The sequence below is a fragment of the Pilimelia columellifera subsp. columellifera genome, from assembly GCF_039532605.1.
Classification (GTDB): Bacteria; Actinomycetota; Actinomycetes; order Mycobacteriales; family Micromonosporaceae; genus Pilimelia; species Pilimelia columellifera.
Window position 1 is genome coordinate 109,389 of record NZ_BAAARY010000013.1, and the last position, 12,999, is coordinate 122,387.

Genomic DNA, 12,999 nt, shown 5'->3' on the forward strand with positions numbered 1-12,999 from the left:
CGTTCTACGCGGCATGCGGACGGTGGCGTCAGCGCGCTCCGAACACCTGGGTCCAGTACGGGACGCCCTTGGCGTTGAAGTGCACGCCGATCCCGACCGTCTTGGCCCGGCAGTCCAACAGGTTCCGACGGTGGCCGGGGCTCTTGCCCCACCCGGAGTAGACGAGGGTCGTGGCGTTGGTGTGGCCCATGGCCAGGTTCTCGCCGACGGCAAAGTTGTAACCCTGACGGCGCGCGCGCTGAACGAACGTCCCGGTGGTCTTGCCGACGTGGCTGAAGTAGCCGCGACGGGCCATGTCGTAACTGTGCAGGCGGGCGGTGCGGGCGAGCGCCGAGTTGACCCGGACGGCGCGGCAGCCGTGCGCGACGCGGTACTTGTTGGTGGCGGCCACCGCCTGGGCCGCCAGGACACCGGCACGTGACGCTGAGGCGGGGGCTGCGGGTGTGAGGATGCCGACGCCGACAATGACAACGGCGAACAGCGGGGCGATACGACGAAGAACAGAAATCACCGAGGCTCCTTAAACCCGAGGCGTCGACGACGCCTGGGTGGCAGGCGCAATCGGTTGCGCCATTCCCATCGGTGATTGGGGAGCCGCTGTGAGGGACGGGGCGGTGCGGTTGCGGAAGGCGGTGGTATCGGGCAGGTTGCCGCATCACCGCCGCGTTCGGACCGGACCGCGCGGGGCCTTCGGCACGTCGCGTCAGGCGCTGTAGCGAGTGATCACTTCATTGAGGACGGACAGCAGCGGCTCCAGGGTGGCCGGCACCTGTCCGTCCACCGCCTTGACCGTCGCGCCCTGGTAGGTGAGCACGTACGAGAACCCGTCGGCCATCCCGGTCGTGGGCGCCGTCGTCGGCAGGGTGGCGATCTTCGCGGCGGCGCTGGCCCGACGCACCTCGGCAAGGTCGGCGGCGGTGAGCTGACCGGTGCGGACACCGCTCTGCCGACGCGTCAACCGGTAACTGCCATCGGTCGACACCGCCAGCTGATCGTCGAAGCCGGCGAAACCGCCGGTGCGGTGATAGGAGAGCAGAGAGGCTTCCTTACCTGGGTCCTGGGCAGTGCCGGACGGGACGGGAGCGGCGGCGTCGCTGGAGGCGGTGGGGCTCCCCGACGAGGAGGTGCGGCTCGCGTCCACCGGACCGCAGCCAGCCGCCAGAATCGGCAGCATCGTCAGCGTCGCCAGAAGTCGTATACGCATGAGGTCTACCTCCGCAGTCGCCACAGGCGGGAACCGCCCGTGTTCATCAACGATCGCCACAGTCGCGTCGACCGTCACAGACCCGGACCGACCGGCCGACACCACGGCCGACAGCCCTTGATCAGCTGCCGATAGGACGCAGCCGGGACGGGCACGGCTCCCCACCCGGACGCAGTGTCATCGATCACACCCTCCCGGACTCCGGCGAGTTACGCTCGCCGCGGTCGCTCCCGCCTGATCGGCTCGGTGTAACGTACCCACGCCCAGCCATGGACGCCGACCCGCGCCCCGGGCCGCCGGCGCGTCTCACACGCCGCCAGCGGATTCCTGCCAGCTCACGGCAGCCGGCGCGCGCGGGACGGCTACGGTGGGGCAACGAGCCTGAATGACCATAGTTGGACCGGACGGCGGGGAGCGTCATGACTGATTTCACGCTGGAGCACCCGGGCGGCAAGCTGCCCCTCGATGTCCGGCCGGCGGTGGAGGGCCCGCCCGGCATCGACGTCGGAAAGCTCCTGTCGAGCACCGGGCACGTCACCCTGGACCAGGGCTTCATGAACACCGCGGCGTGCACCTCGGCGATCACCTACATCGACGGCGACGCCGGCATCCTGCGCTACCGCGGGTACCCGATCGAGCAACTCGCCGAGGGCGCCAGCTTCCTGGAGGTCTCGTACCTGCTCATCTACGGCCAACTGCCGACCGCCACCCAGGTCGAGGAGTTCGGCAACCGGATCCGGCTGCACACCCTCCTGCACGAGGAGATGCGCCGCTTCTTCGACGGCTTCCCTCGCGACGCCCACCCGATGGCCGTGCTGTCGTCGGCCGTCAGCGCGCTGTCGACCTTCTACCAGGACAGCCTCGACCCGTTCGATCCCGAGCAGGTCGAAATGTCGACGGTTCGCCTCATCGCCAAGGTGCCGACGATCGCCTCGTACGCGCACAAGAAGTCCATCGGCCAGCCGCTGATGTACCCGGACAACCGCCTCGGCTACGTCGAGAACTTCCTGCGGATGACGTTCGGCGTCCCGACCGCGGACTACGAGCTGGACCCGGTCTTCGTCAAGGCCCTCGACCTGCTGCTCACCCTGCACGCCGACCACGAACAGAACTGCTCGACGTCGACCGTCCGCATGGTCGGCTCGTCCCAGGCGAACCTGTTCGCATCGGTGTCGGCCGGCGTGAACGCCCTGTTCGGACCGCTGCACGGCGGCGCCAACCAGGCGGTCCTGGAGATGCTCCAGCAGATCCACGACAGCGGCGACGACGTCGACGCGTTCGTCCGCCGGGTCAAGAACAAGGAAGCCGGCATCCGGCTCATGGGCTTCGGCCACCGGGTCTACAAGAACTACGACCCGCGCGCCATGATCATCAAGAAGACCGCGCAGGAGGTCCTGGGCCGGACCCAGAATGCCGACCCGCTGCTCGACATCGCAATCAAGCTGGAAGAGGTCGCGCTCGCCGACGACTTCTTCGTCTCGCGCAAGCTCTACCCGAACGTCGACTTCTACACCGGCCTCATCTACAAGGCGATGGGCTTCCCGCCGCAGCTGTTCACGGTGCTGTTCGCGTTGGGCCGACTACCGGGTTGGATCGCCCAGTGGCGCGAGATGATGGCCGACCCGACTACCAAGATCGGACGCCCTCGGCAGATCTATGTGGGCGAGCCGGAGCGCAAGTTCGTGCCGATGGCCAGCCGCTGACCCGCCCGCAGCAGCACGGCGCCCCGCTCAGCGCGGGGCGCGATCGTACGAAGCATGGGCCCGCCGCAGCACCCGCCGCGGCGGGTCCGTCGCTGTTGCGCGCCACCGGGCCCCAGGCGCGGGGTCAGGCGGCTGAGGTTGGCCGCATGGACGACAGCGAACGCGCGTACGGCTCGATCTGCCGAGGCAGGACGTTGACGCCCAATGACCGGAGCCGGGCGAGCATCTCGTCGGTGATCTCGTCGACAGGTCTGCCGGCATGCGTGGGGGCGAGCCGGCTGTAGACGTGCTCGATGCGTACCAGCAGGTGACGTTGGACCGCCGCGCCCGGCTCGGAGTCGAAGTGGACGGCGACCACCTGCCGTTCGGATGGCTGCTGCATGCATCAGAGTCTGATGACCGGGACGCCGGTAGGCAATGACGCCGTGGTCGATGCAACCGTCCGGCACCGTCGCCGCAACCAGGATCAGCCGACTGGCCGACAGGGACCGCCACTCAACATGCCTGACGTGGCCCGGTCAGGTCCTCCTCGGCGAGGATCGAGCTGAGAGCGAGCCGGCGACTGGTCGGGCAGACGTCGCCGAGGGAGGCGTTGTACTCGACGTGGAACACCGGCTTCCCGGCGCGCAGGAACGGTCTCAGCAGGTGACACTCGTTGAACCTGACGCACGACTCGTTGACCGCGAAGTCGAAGTCGCCAGCCAGGGCGTTGACCTGGCTGAGGTTGTTCTTGAGACCCACGGCCAGCCCCATCGAACGGGCCAGGGCGGCTACCCGCCGGTTGAAGGTCAGCTGCTCGGCAGCGGTGATCGTGAACCCGGAGCGTTGGGTGTAGCCGTCCATGTTGTCAGGGTCCACGCCGTCGAAGCCCTTCCGACGACAGTCGGCGAACCGGCCCCGCAGAATCGGCTCCAGAGCGGACCAACGGCGGATGTCGAGCCAGCGTTCCCCCGCCCAACCGTCCATCGGCTTGCCGATCACCGAGCTCGGGTAGCGGCCGCGGTCGGCCCGCCAGTCCTCCCAGGCCCCGGCGTTGATGTAACAGATCGCCTTCGCGCCCCGGGCATGCAGCGCCGTGATCTGGGCGGCCGTGGCGTCGGCGCCGTCGATGTCGTAGACATCCGCCTTGACCGAGAGCTGAACCGGGCCCTTGAGCTGGAGCTGCCAGGTCTGCCCGGCGACCAGCTTGGGCTTCCACCGCAGCGCCGGCTTGGCGCTGGGGCTGGCCTTGAGGCTGGGCTTGGGGCTGGGCTTGACGGAGGCCACCGGCCCGGGCGTAGCTACGGCCGCGGACGGCGTCGCCGTCGCGACGGCCTCCGGACGTGCCTGGGCCTGCGGCTCGCGCGCCTGTTGCCACACCGAGCAGCCCCCGCCGACCAGCAACGCGGCCGGCAGCGCGAATATGACCGACCGACGCCGCCACCGGCGACCCGGGGAGCCGTGCCTGGCTGTCCTCATCCGCGTCAGCCTCTTCCGCCCATACGCCGGGCCACGGCGCTGATGAGCCGATCCAGCTCGGAGCCGAACGGGTTGTCGTGGACCAGATACGTCCAGGTGGCGCTCGGGCGGGCGACATCGGCCCGGTCCGGCGCCCAGCCCTCGCTGAGGTCCGTGTCGGCGAAGGTGGCCGTGGTGCGGGCCTCGATCTCGGGCATGAGATTGGTGAAGGCCGGGACGGCGGACCGGTGGAACTCGTCCAGCGGGTCGAGCCGGCCCAGCGCGCGCAGGTGCACGCCCTCCCGGACCTCGGTCAACTCGGCCAGGTGGGCGGCCCACAACCGGTCGAGGTGATACAACGCGATCGAACGGGCAGCCTGCGACAACACCTCCGGGTCGATCTCCGCGCACTTGTCCGGGAACTTCTCCGTCAGCATCACCGCGGCGATCTCGCTGGTCAACAGGCGCTCGCGCCGCTCGGCCAACGCCTGGCGCTGCTGCTCGGTGACGACGCTGTAGCGCCAGGTGTTGCGGTGGATCTCGAAGTTGACGCCCTCGGCGACGCGCTGAGCGTGCTCGACCGCGTACAGAGCCGCCTTGTCGGTGACCAGGCCGTCGGCGGTCATCTCCGGTGAGGGCGGGATGACGTCGCCGGCGTGCCGGACGATGAGCTCGTCCTCAAGGCTGACGAAGAACACCGATCCGCCCGGGTCGCCCTGACGGCCGGCGCGTCCGCGCAACTGGTCGTCGACCCGTCGGCTGTCGTTGCGGCCGAAGCCGATGACGAACAGGCCGCCAAGCTCGGCCACCCGGTCCCGGTCCGCGCCGTCGGAGCCGCCGAGCCGGATGTCGACGCCCCGGCCGGCCATCTGGGTGGAGACGGTGACCGCGCCGTGCGCGCCGGCCTCCGCGATGATCGCGGCTTCCTCGGCGTCATTCTTGGCGTTGAGGACTACGTAGGGGACCTCGGCCTCGGAGAGCGCGGCGGCCAGACGCTCGGACTCCTTGACGTCAAGCGTGCCGACGAGAACCGGGCGCCCGGTGTCATGCTGGGCGATGATCTCGGCGACGAGGTTCTCGTCCTTCTCCGCCTGGGTGGCGTAGACCCGGTCGGCCTGGTCCTCGCGGATGTTCGGGGTGTTCGGCGGGATGACCGTGACCTCAAGCTTGAAGAACTCCCGCAGCTGGTCGCCGACCAGCACGGCGGTGGCGGTCATGCCGCAGATCTTGGCATAGAGCAGGACGAACGCCTGGACGGTGATCGTCCCGAGCACCTCGCCCTCGGCGCTGGCGTCCAGGCCCTCCTTCGCCTCGACCGCCGCCTGCAGGCCGTCGGGCCAGCGGCGACGCTGGGCGACCCGGCCGCGGAACTCGTCGATGAGCTCGACCTTGCCGTCGCGGACCAGGTAGTCGACGTCGCGCTTGAGCAGCGCCCGGGCGTGCAGCGCCAGGTTGAGCGAGGTGAGCTGCTCGACGTGCTCGGTGTCGTACAGGTCGACCCCGCCGAGCTCCTCCTCCAGCGCGGCCAGGCCCTTGCCGGTGAAGGCGACGCTGCGGCCGTCGTCGGCGACCGTGAAGTGGGTGCCCCGGCGCAGGCCGCGCACCAGGGCGGCGGCGGAGTGGACCGGGTCCTGTTCGCTGGTCACGGCGCCGGCCAGCACCAGCGGGACGCGGGCCTCGTCGATGAGGATGGAGTCGGCCTCGTCGACGATGGCGGTGCGCAGCTCGGTCTGGACCCGGTCGGCGACGTCGGTGACGAGCTGGTCGCGCAGGAAGTCGAAGCCAGCCTCGCTGACCGAGACGTAGGTGACGTCGGCGGCGTACGCCTCACGGCGCTCCTGCGGGGTGGACGCCTCGGTGACCCAGCCGACCTGTAGGCCGAGCAGGTCGTAGATAGGCTTCATCCACTCGGCGTCCCGGCGGGCCAGATAGTCGTTGACGGTAAGGATGTGGACCGGTCCGTCGCCCCGGCGGACGTGGCCGAACGCGGCGATCGCGGCGGTCAGGGTCTTACCCTCGCCGGTGGCCATCTCGGCCACGGTGCCGTGGAGCAGCGCCATCGCGCCGAGCATCTGCACGTCGTAGGGCCGTTCGCCGATCGCCCGGCGGGCGGCCTCCCGGCCGATGGCGCAGATGTCGGCCACGTCGGTGGCGTCACCGGCGCGCTCGGTGAGACCGGCGTCGTCCAACTCTGTGAGAGCAGCCTCTTTGTCCTCGATATCCGCCAGCCGGTCGCGCAGCGGAGCGAGGTCCACTGTCGTGCCGGGACGCTGGAGGATCCGACGGAACCGGTTGCGGATCGCCTGTGACACACCCATGGGCCGCAACGGTACGCGACAGCTCGCAACGTCGGCGCCCCTGGCTGGCCGTCAGTGCGCGACTGCGGCATTTGCCCGGCCACACACCCAACCTCAAATACGCTCGAAAGAGAACTAAAAACCTATAAGCGACGAAGATTCCTATAACTAGCATTACCGATATGAAGCTCGCATACTTGCTGCTCAGCCTGGTGGTAGCGGTGACACCAGGCGCTCCAGCGGCCGCCGCGCCCACGATCATCCACACCACACCCACGCCAGTGGCCCTCTACCGCTTCGAGGCGGCGCAGACCACCGCCGCGGGGGTCGCCGACCTCTCCGGTCAGAACAACACCCTGACGCCCCGCGCCGCCGACGGCGGGGCGGTCCAGTACGCCACCCGGGCCGACGGCCGGGCGGCGATGATGCCGCGGCGCTGCGTCACCGGTGTGGCGTCCTGCCCGCGGGTCACCTTCGAGGCGCCCCACAAGGCGAGCCTCAGCCCGGGACTCCAACGACTCAAGTACGGGGCCACCATCGCCGGGGCCATCGGCGCCGTCGGCGTGGGGGCGAACATCCTCCAGAAGGGTGTGAACCCCGGCAGCCAGTACAAGCTCCAGATCGGGGCGTCCGGAAAGCCGAACTGCGTCATCTCCGGCGCCGCCGCCGGGCAGAAGTACCTGGCCAGGTCCAGCATCGCGGTCACCGACGGCCAGTGGCACCAGATCAGCTGCGAACGCGCCGGGACCAGCCTAACGATCCGTGTGGACGATCAGGTGCGAGGATGGACAACCGTGCCGGCGCAGGTGACCATCGCCAACACCGCGCCGCTACGGATCGGCTCCCGCAGCCTGGCCGACCGCACGGACCGGTTCGGTGGCGGCGTCGACGATATCTTCGTCATCATCGGCGGCTGAGCCCGACCGCCGACCGAGGAGAACCTGGGACTGGCCACATGGCGCGCATCACCCTCACCGAGGACGACGACGACCTGCGCTCGCTCGTCGCCCGGATGCTCGACCGTGCCGGTCACCAGGTGACCGCCCACAGTGACGGGCAGGCTGGCCTGGAGGGGCTCCGGCGCCGCCAGACCGACCTGCTCGTCACCGACCTGGAGATGCCCCGGATGGACGGCGCGGACATGTGTTCGCGAGCGGCGGCGGAAGGGCTCCTGGACGGCGTGCCGGTCATCGTCATCAGCGGCAGCGGATCGTCGCTGCGAACCCCGCCGCCGACAGCCGTGCTGCGCAAGCCGTTCCGCAGCGACGACCTGCTCGAACAGATCGACAAGGCGCTTGCCGACCGCTGACGCCGGAAGCGACGGGGCTTCAACCAGGCAGCCGCCAGCCGGCGACGGCGGCCGTGCAGCCGACGCCGGAGAGTTTGGCGACGACCAGGCGGGCCGCCGTGGCGCCCAGCTCGGCGGCGCCGAGCAGAGCCGCCGCCTCGGCGACGCTAGGCGTGCCGACCGCTGCCGCCACCGTCGAGGACGGATTCGGCGCCGGCAGCTGCGCCAGCCGGGCGGCCGGGTAGGACAACACCCGCCAGCCCAGGCCGGTGGCGACCGCGACCAGGGCCGGCGCGGCAGCCCGGCCGTCCAACGTCCCCACCGCCCGCACCGACGCCCAGCAGAGCCCGTCGAGGGCGGTGGCCAGGAGCGCCTCCAGCGCGGCGGCGTCCGAACGTGGCCGGAGCCCGACGCCCACCACCAGCGCCTCCGGCGTCATGGCTGTCGCGCGCAGGCGGCCACCAGCCGGCGGGCCAGCTCCGGCTGGCCCGCCCAGTGCAGGTGCAGATAGGACGCGTGCACCCCGCCGACGACGAAGCCCTCCGGCGCGCCGTCGCGCCACGCCCAGGCGGGGGCCCCCGCCTGGCCGGGCATGCCGGCGCCGGCGCGCGGCGTCACCGCCGTGCGGTGGAACTCATGGCCAGTCACCCGCGCGCCGGCCGGGGCCAGAACGCTGTCGGCGAGCGCCACCGCGTCCCGGTAGCCCAGGGTCAGGCGGGGGGTCATCGCGGCGTCGGCGTCCAGGACGCCGCACATCGGCGCCCCGTCGAGGCTGCGGCACAGCCACAACAGACCGGCGCACTCGGCCGCGACCGGCGCCCCGGCGGCGGCCAGCCGCGCCACCGCCGCGCGCAGCGGCGCGTTCGCCGACAGCTCGGCCGCGTACACCTCGGGGAAGCCCCCGCCGACGACCAGCGCCCGCGCGCCGTCGGGCAGCGCCGCGTCGCGCAGCGGATCGACGGTGACCACCTGCGCGCCGGCCGCGGCCAGTAGTTCAGGCGTCTCCGCGTACCCGAAGCTGAACGCCGGGCCGCCGGCCACGGCGACCACCGGACGGCGGTCAGTCACCGGCCCGCCGGGCGTCCAACGACCGGTGCTGAGCGGTCCGGCGGTGGCCGCCAGCGCGGCGACCGCGTCCAGGTCCACCGACTCGGCCACCAGCGTGGCCAGCGCCCGCACCGACGCGGTGGCCTCGGCGCGGCGCTCCACCGCGGGGACCAGCCCGAGATGGCGCGACGGCGCGGCCACCGCCTCGTGGCGCCGCAGCACCCCGAGCACCGGCGCGCCAATCTCCTCGCACGCCTCGCGCAGCAGCGACTCGTGCCGGTTCGAGCCCACCCGGTTCAGGATGACGCCACCGATGTGGACCTGGCCGAAGCTGCGGAACCCGTGCACGAGGGCCGCCACCGAACGGCCCTGCGCGGCAGCGTCGACGACGAGCACGATCGGCGCCCGCAGCAGCGCCGCGACCTGGGCGGTCGAGCCCAGCTCGCCTGCCCCGACCCGCCCGTCGTACAGGCCCATGACACCCTCGACGACGGCCAGGTCGGCCCCGGTCGCGCCGTGGGCGAACAGCGGGGCGACGAGGTCCTCGCCGACCATCACCGGGTCCAGGTTGCGGCCCGGACGGCCGGCGGCCAACGCGTGGTAGCCGGGGTCGATGTAGTCCGGGCCCACCTTGAACGGGGCGACGACGGTGCCACGGGCGGCGAAAGCGGCCAGCAACCCGGTCGCGACCGTGGTCTTGCCGTGGCCCGACGCCGGCGCGGCGATCACCACCCGGGGCACGCGCAGCGTGCCGGCGTCGGTCACCATTCGATGCCGGCCTGGCCCTTACGTCCGGCGTCCATCGGGTGCCGCACCTTCGTCATCTCGGTAACGAGATCGGCCGCCGCGACGAGGTCGGGGTGCGCGTCGCGTCCGGTGATGACGACGTGTTGGGTTCCCGGGCGGGCGCGTAGCGTCGCCACCACCTCCCCCACGTCCACCCACCCCCACTTCATCGGGTACGTGAACTCGTCGAGGACGTAGAAGCGGTAGGTCTCGGCGGTCAGGTCGCGTTTGATCTGCGCCCAGCCCTCGGCCGCCTCGACGGCGTGGTCGCGCTCGGCGCCGGGGCGCTGGATCCAGGACCAACCCTCGCCCATCTTGTGCCAGGTCACCTCGCCGCCCTTGCCGGACTCGCCGAGTGTCCGCAACGCGGCCTCCTCGCCGACCCGCCACCGGGGGCTCTTGACGAACTGGAACACCCCGACCGGCCAGCCCTGCGACCAGGCCCGCAGGGCCATCCCGAAGGCGGCGGTCGACTTGCCCTTGCCCGGGCCGGTGTGGACGGCGAGAACCGGCTGGCGACGCCGTTGCCTGGTGGTGAGGCCGTCGTCGGGGACGCTTTCGGGCTGTCCTTGCGGCATCAGGCGGCCTTTCTGGTCGAGACACTGGCGGCGTCCAGCGAGGTCAACGGCAGGCAGTCGGCGCCGAGCGCGGCGGCCAGCCGGCGGGCCAGTCCGAGCCGGACCGGCCCGGACTCACAGTCCAGGACGACCGTGTCGACTCCGGTCAGCTCCCCCACAGCGATCAGCGGGTCCCCGCCGGCGGTGGCCCGGCCGTCGGTGACAAGCACCAGCAACGGGCGGCGCCGGGGGTCCCGCCGCCGCTCGGCTGCCAGGGTGCTGGCCGCCAGCCGCAGCCCGGCGGCCAGCGGGGTGCGTCCGCCGGTGCGCAGCTCGGCGAGCTTGACGACGCCGACCTCGTGGCTGGAGGTCGGCGGGAGGTCCAGCCACGCGCCCGCGCCCCGAAAGGTGATCATGCCGATCCGGTCCCGACGCTGGTAGGCGTCGCGCAGCAGCGACAACACCGCCGTCTTGACGGTGCTCATCCGCTGGCGGGCCGCCATCGAGCCGGAGGCGTCGACGACGAAAAGGACCAGGTTGGACTCGCGTCCGACGTGGATCGCCTCACGCAGGTCGGTCCGCTCGGCGGTCCTGGCCCCGCGCAGGGCGGTGGCGCGCAGGCTGGCAGTCAGGTGCAGGCTGGTGAGGACGCCGACCGGCCGCCGTGAGCCGACGACCCGACCACGGCGGGCGAAGGCGGCCGAGCGTCGTCCGGCGTGTCCGCCCCGACCACGGCCACGCAGACGCAGCGTCTGGGGGCGGAACGGGGCGGCCATCGACACGGCGGCGCCGGCCGCGGCGGCGTCCGGGCGGCGGTACGGGTCGTTCGGATCGGCTGCGTCAGGTGGGGCGCCGGCCTCCCCAGCGTCGACGCCAGGAGGCCGCGATCCGGCCGGGTCGGGTTCTGGAACGTCCTGGCCAGGGCCTCGACCGTGCGACGGAGCGGGGCGGGCGCCGTCCTCGCGCTGGACCGGAGGCTGGTCAGGCGCGCCGTTGTCGGAGGGGCCCGGGCCGTCCGACGGTCCGTCCTCCGGGCCGCCGTCGGGACCGGAGTCGTCAGGGCCGGCCGGCGGCTCGTCCTCGGGGCCGTGCTCGGGGGCGTGCCGGTCCAGGACCTCGTCGAGTTTCTCGGCGTCCGCTCCGGGCGGGTCGAGCGGGTCGCGGCGACGGCGGTGCGGTAGCGCCAGTCGGGCGGCGGCCCGCACGTCGCCGACAGCGACCGTGGTGTGGCCGTGCCAGGCTGCCATCGCCACGGCGGTGCGGGCGACGACGATGTCGGCGCGCAGACCGTCAACGCGGTAGTCGAGGCAGATGCGGGCGATCCGGTCCAGCTCGGCATCGGGCAGCGACACGCGCGGCAGCCGTTCGCGGGCCTGACTGATCCGGACGGCCAGCGTGGCGTCGGCCTCGGCCCAACGGGCGGCGTAGCCCTCCGGGTCGACCTCGTAGGCGAGCCGGCGCCGGACGACCTCAGCCCGCGGAGCAGGCTCCTGTGGCGCGGTCACCGAGACCACCAGCCCGAACCGGTCGACCAGCTGCGGGCGCGGCTCTCCCTCCTCGGGGTTCATCGTGCCGACCAGCAGGAAGCGGGCTGCGTGCTTAATCGACACCCCGTCGCGCTCGACGTGCGCCCGGCCCATCGCGGCGGCGTCCAGCAGCAGGTCGACGAGGTGGTCGGGGAGCAGGTTGACCTCGTCGACGTAGAGCACGCCGCGGTGCGCCGCGGCCAACAGGCCCGGCTCGTACGCCTTGACGCCGTCGCCGAGGGCCCGGTGGATGTCCAGGGTGCCGGTGACCCGGTCCTCGGTGGCGCCGACCGGCAGCTCGACCAGCGCGGCCGGGCGGGTCTGCGATGCGGCGGACGGGTCGTGCGGCCCGTCCGGGCAGGCCTGGTCCGGGGTGGCCGGATGGCAGGCGAAGCGGCAACCGCGGACGATGTCGACCTGCGGCAGCAGCGCTGCGACGGCTCGGACGATGGTGGATTTGGCGGTGCCCTTCTCGCCGCGCACGAGCACCCCGCCGATGGCTGGGGAGACGGCGTTGAGCAGGAGCGCGAGCCGCAACTCGGGCAGCCCGACGACGGCGGAGAACGGGTAGGGCGAGGTCATCGCCCGATCAGACGCGACAGCATGCGCGGTGTCCCTTCCGCGGGTGTCCACGCCCGCGATGGTGGGTGGCTCAAGCGACGGAAGTTCCTGACTCCCGGGCAAGCCCGGTCACAGTGGCGGGACCGTCCCAAGCGCGTTAGGTACCCATTACGATCCGTTGATATATCGCTGTAAAACAAGAGCCTATCCAGGCCACTTGCACAGGCAGAAGGCAGGGAGCCCCAGCGCCCTGTGCCGGAGTTCCCGTATGTCCTGGTCGTTGCCTACGTGGCCTGTGTTGCCCATGTGCGCAGGGAGGCCGGTGTGTCAGGAGTTACAGATGCTCACCCTTCCGGCAGGCTGCCATGACCTCCCGCAGGCGGGTAGGCCGCCAGTAGAGATCGCGCTCTGCTGCGAAGATCCCGCCGGCTCGCACGGACTCGATCTCGGGGACGCTCATGCTGCCCAGTGCGCGCGGCAGCAAAGCTACGTCGATTGAGGTGATCTCAACGAGGGTTCGGTAGGTACCGGTATTCGAAGTGGGTGAGGTGGACGGCTGCGCGGACGATGTCGCCGAGGTTTCGGGGGCTGGC

Annotated in this window: 13 protein-coding genes; 3 read left to right on the plus strand and 10 right to left on the minus strand. The window is 71.6% G+C overall.

Annotation, left to right across the window (positions count from 1 at the left end; translation table 11 throughout):
• Window positions 1-28: 28 nt before the first annotated feature.
• Window positions 29-511 carry a CAP domain-containing protein gene (locus tag ABD287_RS14075; protein ID WP_344173106.1) on the minus strand — a complete coding sequence of 161 codons (483 nt, stop codon included), beginning with the start codon at window positions 509-511 and terminating at the stop codon, window positions 29-31.
• 192 nt (window positions 512-703) lie between these two features.
• Complete coding sequence (locus ABD287_RS14080) at window positions 704-1,204, minus strand: protealysin inhibitor emfourin (RefSeq protein ID WP_344173108.1); 501 nt, start codon at window positions 1,202-1,204, stop codon at window positions 704-706.
• 419 nt (window positions 1,205-1,623) lie between these two features.
• On the opposite strand from ABD287_RS14080, the gene ABD287_RS14085 reads away from it, so the two are divergent.
• Window positions 1,624-2,907 carry a citrate synthase gene (locus ABD287_RS14085; RefSeq protein ID WP_344173110.1) on the plus strand — a complete coding sequence of 428 codons (1,284 nt, stop codon included), beginning with the start codon at window positions 1,624-1,626 and terminating at the stop codon, window positions 2,905-2,907.
• Between the two features lie 124 nt (window positions 2,908-3,031).
• On the opposite strand, the gene ABD287_RS14090 is transcribed toward ABD287_RS14085, so the two are convergent.
• From ABD287_RS14090 to secA2, 3 genes are all read right to left on the minus strand, one after another.
• On the minus strand, window positions 3,032-3,289 hold the full coding sequence (locus ABD287_RS14090; RefSeq protein WP_344173112.1) for a hypothetical protein: 258 nt from the start codon (window positions 3,287-3,289) through the stop codon (window positions 3,032-3,034).
• A 113-nt stretch (window positions 3,290-3,402) separates the two neighbouring features.
• Window positions 3,403-4,365 (minus strand): endo alpha-1,4 polygalactosaminidase, encoded by a 963-nt coding sequence (locus ABD287_RS14095; RefSeq protein ID WP_344173115.1) that lies wholly within the window; start codon window positions 4,363-4,365, stop codon window positions 3,403-3,405.
• Between the two features lie 5 nt (window positions 4,366-4,370).
• Window positions 4,371-6,662, minus strand: a complete 2,292-nt coding sequence (gene secA2 / locus ABD287_RS14100; RefSeq protein WP_344173117.1) for an accessory Sec system translocase SecA2 — start codon at window positions 6,660-6,662, stop codon at window positions 4,371-4,373.
• A gap of 161 nt (window positions 6,663-6,823) precedes the next feature.
• Between secA2 and ABD287_RS14105 the strand changes: the two genes are divergently transcribed.
• Together ABD287_RS14105 and ABD287_RS14110 are read left to right on the plus strand one after the other, a co-directional pair.
• Window positions 6,824-7,558: a LamG domain-containing protein gene (locus ABD287_RS14105; RefSeq protein ID WP_344173119.1), complete on the plus strand. Its 735-nt coding sequence runs from the start codon at window positions 6,824-6,826 to the stop codon at window positions 7,556-7,558.
• A 38-nt stretch (window positions 7,559-7,596) separates the two neighbouring features.
• Complete coding sequence (locus ABD287_RS14110) at window positions 7,597-7,950, plus strand: response regulator (protein WP_344173121.1); 354 nt, start codon at window positions 7,597-7,599, stop codon at window positions 7,948-7,950.
• Between the two features lie 19 nt (window positions 7,951-7,969).
• Here the strand turns inward: ABD287_RS14110 and ABD287_RS14115 are convergent, their stop codons facing one another.
• From ABD287_RS14115 to ABD287_RS14135, 5 genes are all read right to left on the minus strand, one after another.
• Window positions 7,970-8,368, minus strand: a complete 399-nt coding sequence (locus ABD287_RS14115; RefSeq protein WP_344173123.1) for a cobalamin biosynthesis protein — start codon at window positions 8,366-8,368, stop codon at window positions 7,970-7,972.
• Window positions 8,365-9,744 (minus strand): cobyrinic acid a,c-diamide synthase CobB, encoded by a 1,380-nt coding sequence (locus tag ABD287_RS14120; RefSeq protein WP_344173126.1) that lies wholly within the window; start codon window positions 9,742-9,744, stop codon window positions 8,365-8,367. Before ABD287_RS14120 ends, ABD287_RS14115 begins: the two co-directional genes overlap by 4 nt.
• The gene (gene cobO / locus ABD287_RS14125; RefSeq protein WP_344173128.1) at window positions 9,738-10,340 is read right to left on the minus strand and encodes a cob(I)yrinic acid a,c-diamide adenosyltransferase; all 603 of its coding nucleotides are present in this window, start codon (window positions 10,338-10,340) and stop codon (window positions 9,738-9,740) included. Before cobO ends, ABD287_RS14120 begins: the two co-directional genes overlap by 7 nt.
• Window positions 10,340-12,427 (minus strand): VWA domain-containing protein, encoded by a 2,088-nt coding sequence (locus ABD287_RS14130; RefSeq protein WP_344173130.1) that lies wholly within the window; start codon window positions 12,425-12,427, stop codon window positions 10,340-10,342. Before ABD287_RS14130 ends, cobO begins: the two co-directional genes overlap by 1 nt.
• 313 nt (window positions 12,428-12,740) lie before the next feature.
• Window positions 12,741-12,999 (minus strand): hypothetical protein (locus ABD287_RS14135; protein ID WP_344173132.1); only part of this gene is annotated, 259 nt, incomplete at its 5' end.

Coding starts and splice junctions, on each gene's coding strand:
- ABD287_RS14080 (WP_344173108.1), bottom strand. CDS start 1,204: ATGCGTATACGACTTCTGGCGACGCTGACGATGCTGCCGATTCTGGCG.
- ABD287_RS14085 (WP_344173110.1), top strand. CDS start 1,624: ATGACTGATTTCACGCTGGAGCACCCGGGCGGCAAGCTGCCCCTCGAT.
- ABD287_RS14090 (WP_344173112.1), bottom strand. CDS start 3,289: ATGCAGCAGCCATCCGAACGGCAGGTGGTCGCCGTCCACTTCGACTCC.
- ABD287_RS14095 (WP_344173115.1), bottom strand. CDS start 4,365: ATGAGGACAGCCAGGCACGGCTCCCCGGGTCGCCGGTGGCGGCGTCGG.
- secA2 (WP_344173117.1), bottom strand. CDS start 6,662: ATGGGTGTGTCACAGGCGATCCGCAACCGGTTCCGTCGGATCCTCCAG.
- ABD287_RS14105 (WP_344173119.1), top strand. CDS start 6,824: ATGAAGCTCGCATACTTGCTGCTCAGCCTGGTGGTAGCGGTGACACCA.
- ABD287_RS14110 (WP_344173121.1), top strand. CDS start 7,597: ATGGCGCGCATCACCCTCACCGAGGACGACGACGACCTGCGCTCGCTC.
- ABD287_RS14115 (WP_344173123.1), bottom strand. CDS start 8,368: ATGACGCCGGAGGCGCTGGTGGTGGGCGTCGGGCTCCGGCCACGTTCG.
- ABD287_RS14120 (WP_344173126.1), bottom strand. CDS start 9,744: ATGGTGACCGACGCCGGCACGCTGCGCGTGCCCCGGGTGGTGATCGCC.
- cobO (WP_344173128.1), bottom strand. CDS start 10,340: ATGCCGCAAGGACAGCCCGAAAGCGTCCCCGACGACGGCCTCACCACC.
- ABD287_RS14130 (WP_344173130.1), bottom strand. CDS start 12,427: ATGACCTCGCCCTACCCGTTCTCCGCCGTCGTCGGGCTGCCCGAGTTG.